Origin of the sequence: Gilvimarinus gilvus, assembly GCF_030518155.1 — a bacterium.
Lineage (GTDB): Bacteria > Pseudomonadota > Gammaproteobacteria > Pseudomonadales > Cellvibrionaceae > Gilvimarinus > Gilvimarinus gilvus.
On sequence record NZ_JAULRU010000281.1, the window covers coordinates 1 to 308 of the forward strand.

Annotated in this window: 1 protein-coding gene; it reads right to left on the reverse strand. The window is 61.4% G+C overall.

Annotated elements, in window-relative coordinates:
- Positions 1-308: PDC sensor domain-containing protein (locus tag QWI17_RS04810; RefSeq protein ID WP_502553139.1), on the reverse strand; the 308-nt coding region annotated here is incomplete at both ends.

The window sequence follows — 308 nt, forward strand, 5'->3', positions numbered from 1 at the left end:
ATGGTGTGCAACGGCTGCATCAGTACGCGAATCAGCAAGCCGAGCAAGGCGATGATGATGACCACGGCGACGACCGTGGCAACCACTGCCGAGGTGCGGAAGGTGCTCAGCATCGAGAAGGCCTTGGCCTTGTCCACCGACAGGCCGATGTACCAATTGGCCGAGGGCAGGCCGGTGATCGGGGTGAAGGTCAGCAAGCGTGCCTGGCCGTCGCTTTGCACTTCGGTCAGTTCGTTGCTCAGCTTGGGTGTGTGTTGCGGGAACAGGTCTGACAGCGACTTCATCACCAGGGCCTGGTCCGGGTGTAC